Annotated in this window: 3 protein-coding genes; 1 reads left to right on the forward strand and 2 read right to left on the reverse strand. The window is 42.5% G+C overall.

Going from position 1 to position 3,499, the window contains the following annotated elements; genetic code table 11:
* Window positions 1-153: 153 nt before the first annotated feature.
* The gene (gene hutW / locus BCU84_RS20020; protein WP_102529802.1) at window positions 154-1,584 is read left to right on the forward strand and encodes a heme anaerobic degradation radical SAM methyltransferase ChuW/HutW; all 1,431 of its coding nucleotides are present in this window, start codon (window positions 154-156) and stop codon (window positions 1,582-1,584) included.
* Between the two features lie 313 nt (window positions 1,585-1,897).
* Here hutW and BCU84_RS20025 read toward each other — a convergent pair whose 3' ends face one another.
* The gene (locus BCU84_RS20025) at window positions 1,898-2,164 is read right to left on the reverse strand and encodes a Txe/YoeB family addiction module toxin (protein WP_102529803.1); all 267 of its coding nucleotides are present in this window, start codon (window positions 2,162-2,164) and stop codon (window positions 1,898-1,900) included.
* Window positions 2,157-2,411: a type II toxin-antitoxin system prevent-host-death family antitoxin gene (locus BCU84_RS20030; protein ID WP_102529804.1), complete on the reverse strand. Its 255-nt coding sequence runs from the start codon at window positions 2,409-2,411 to the stop codon at window positions 2,157-2,159. The genes BCU84_RS20025 and BCU84_RS20030 overlap by 8 nt, the downstream gene beginning before the upstream one ends.
* Between the last annotated feature and the right edge of the window lie 1,088 nt (window positions 2,412-3,499).

Below are 3,499 nucleotides of genomic sequence, written 5' to 3' on the forward strand. Positions count from 1 at the left end.
CACTATTTCACTATTTCACTGTTTCACTGTTTCACTGGGGCAGTGCGACAATATTTACAATGCAAAGCCAGCAAATTTGATCTATCCCAACAAAAAATCAAATGATAATAGTTATCATTACGATAATTGTTTTTTAATTTGCTGAGAATTACCATGATATTGACGTCGACCATGACAGGCATTGCAAGCCCAGATCCTTTACAACATGCTTTTAAGGTAAAAAGCGCACCCCATGCAAGTCGCAGTGGCAGTAAGCCGATAAAGGTAGACAGCAATTTGTGGCAGCAATGGTGGCACACGTCGACTACCGCTGATAAACGCGCACTGTATATTCACATTCCTTTTTGCCGAAAACGTTGCAGCTTCTGTAACTTTTTTGAAAATGGCGCTAAACCTGAACGGATCAGTGATTATATGGCTAGCCTATGTCAGCAGTTGACCATAGCAGCGCAAACACCTCTAGCGCAAAGCCGCCCATTTGATACCGTTTATGTCGGCGGTGGTACGCCCACCGATATCAAAGCAGAAGAAATTGCTGCCCTAGGTCAAGCCATTCAGCAGTTTCCATTAAGGAAAGATGCTGAAATCACCCTAGAAGGCCGCCTTAATGGTTTTGATGACGATAAGTGGCATAGCGCTTTGGATAACGGCTTTAACCGTTTTTCATTCGGTGTACAAAGCTTTGATACCGATGTTCGCCGTGCTGCGGGGCGTTTTGATGATAAACAAACCTTACTCGATAGACTCCAGCAACTTAGTCAGCACCCAACCGCTAGCATTGTTATCGATCTTATCTTTGGTCTACCCGGCCAAACCATGGACATCTGGCAACAAGATATTGAAGCAGCCATGGCTTGTGGCGCACACGGCGTAGATCTCTATCAATTAATTGGCTTAGGTGGCACCCGTATCGATAAAGCCAGTGAAAAGGGCAAAGTGCTAGGTACACAAGCCAGCGAGTTTCAAGCTGACAGTCAAACCCGTGCCAATATGTATGCCTTTGGTGCTAACAGATTGGAATCAAAGGACTGGCAACGACTATCAAGTTGCCACTGGCGCCGCGATGATCGAGAGCGCAGTATTTATAACTCGTTAGCCAAGAGCGGCATTGAAATTCTCCCTTTTGGTGCTGGCGCAGGTGGCAGTATCCATGCTCACGGCATGATGAATGCCAGAGATTTAAGCGAATGGCATCAAGCGCAAAAAGCTCAAACCAAGACTGACAATAACCTTGAGCCAGCAGCATCCGTTCAAGCAGCAACTCAAGTGCCTGCTGAAGTAGTTGTACAAGTGCCAGCACAAGTACCCGGTATGATATTAAGCCCTAATCCTTCAGCAGCATTCGATGCTATTTTCAAGCGAGGCTTAGACTCAGGCACGCTTAGCTTTAATCAATTAGCGCCTGAGCTTGTGTGTCACTTACAGCCATTATTTCGAGCTTGGCAGCAGCATGGTTTAGCAAAATTAGAAACTGACAGTTTGTCACTCACCCTTGCAGGTCGCTTTTGGAATGTAAACATGCAAACCGGCTTGTTTGAGTTTTTGGCTACCAACCCAATCGCTGAGGCGAAAATCGCGAGCTAGCATACGAGTGGAGCATATAGTTCAGCGAGATTTGAGTAGCTTTCAGGCGCGGATTTGATAATTTATCTGATCATGAATGTGATTTTTTGATGATAGAGTTTGATCACTTCCAAACTCACTTTTGGACAAAAGCTACTTAGAGTATTGAGTTTAATCAACCTGACTATGATTAGAAAAAGCATGGCAATCGAATGTTCGGTAACGCCCCGTTAAGCTGTGAGTGAATGTGTGCCAAAATGGAGCGAAGCGAAATCGGCACGCGTTTACGAATCAGATTGAACGGTTTGTTAGCTGCAAGTCACCGAATGCGAAATTAGTAATGATAACGACACGAGATTATCGTAATTGATTGATTATCAATAGCATAAACAAGACGATTTGTGTCGTCGATACGCCTAGACCAAAAGCCCGACAAGTTTTCTTTGAGAGCCTCAGGTTTACCAATACCTTCAAACGGTGAACGTTTAACATCATTGATTAGTTTATTAATGCGTTTAAGAGTTTTTTTGTCTTGTGTTTGCCAGTAAACATAATCTCCCCATGCTTCGTCAGTCCATGATAACAATCGTTGACTACTCATCAATGAGGTCTCTCGGTTTAGTTTGTCCTGCGCGATATTGAGCAATAGAACGATTTAAATGCTCTGCGTTTTCTGGAGAGCGTAAAAGGTGAACAGTTTCCATTAGACTGTTGTAGTAGTCCAAAGACATAACTACCGCATCTTCAGAGTCTCTACGGGTAATGACTGTGGTGTCTGCGTCATTGACCACACCATCTAATACAGCTTTCAAACCATTACGGGCTTCGGTGAAAGATACAATTCTCATGGGATATCCTCATGTACTATTAATGGTACAAGTATACGCAAGGGAAGTTAACATGTACAGCTAGTGGAACAATTGCTTTGCAAGCAGCTAACGCCTCAATAAGAGGCCAGATAATGGTTGGTTAAAATTGTTGAGGAACGAAACACAACCAACCGTTAGCGGTCCGCTCTTCATTGACTTGTTATATGCCCGTTTTAAACCTTGAGCTTTACAAATATCGTTCTAGCCACCCAGAGTACAACCACATATACAATAACAAAAGTTACAAATATTCCCGCTAACCCCATGAGGACAACTTGGGTTGGAATTTCTCTCAATGGTTGGTCAACGTCAACGTTTAAAAGACCTCCCATATAGTGCGTAAAATAAACTACAGAGAAAGTGGCTAAAAACACAAGAGATGCATATACGATATGACGAATTATTTTAGCCTTGAAATTAGGCGCGGCGTCTAATCTATAGTTAAATTTATTCAAGAATTTCCGAATCCTTTCAGGGCATATAACATTTGTATAGTGCGCATGCGCGTTTATTTGGCAAAACGCGCATGCACATTTAATAAACCTATTATTTAAGCCTTACTAAAGTAAAGCTATTGATTTATAAGCACTCTACCAGAGTGATATTGGATAAACGAGCACAAATATTTGTAAAGTGAGCATTGAAATTGATGCCTTATCAGAAGTAATCAGCAGCAGTCACTTATCGATTAGCAAAAGTAGGTCAACGGGCTTGTTACTTATCTTTACTACCTATCATTTGAAACACGTTTGGGGGCATAAACGAGTTACCAGCACCAACTTTGTACTTCATCAGTATTGGCTCTGTTAATGAGAGTCGTCACTTCAATCTAATCCATTGCCTGCCGCAGGCTTTTGTGCAGATACATCCAAGACACGCCGTAAACACGTCCCTGTGGGCTCTGCGAAAACATCCATGTTTTCGAAGGTCTTGAACGCATCTACACTGGGTTTATTGTCTCTTCGATTTGACAGCATTGGTGATAATTTAAAGAGCTAAAGCTAGTAGTTCTTGCATTTAAAAGACTCTATTTGAATTGAGGACGCAGAGAAAATAGCGTGAGCCTG

The sequence above is a fragment of the Shewanella sp. 10N.286.51.B7 genome (assembly GCF_002873615.1).
Classification (GTDB): Bacteria; Pseudomonadota; Gammaproteobacteria; order Enterobacterales; family Shewanellaceae; genus Shewanella; species Shewanella electrodiphila.

Coding starts and splice junctions, on each gene's coding strand:
- BCU84_RS20030 (WP_102529804.1), bottom strand. CDS start 2,411: ATGAGAATTGTATCTTTCACCGAAGCCCGTAATGGTTTGAAAGCTGTA.
- hutW (WP_102529802.1), top strand. CDS start 154: ATGATATTGACGTCGACCATGACAGGCATTGCAAGCCCAGATCCTTTA.
- BCU84_RS20025 (WP_102529803.1), bottom strand. CDS start 2,164: ATGAGTAGTCAACGATTGTTATCATGGACTGACGAAGCATGGGGAGAT.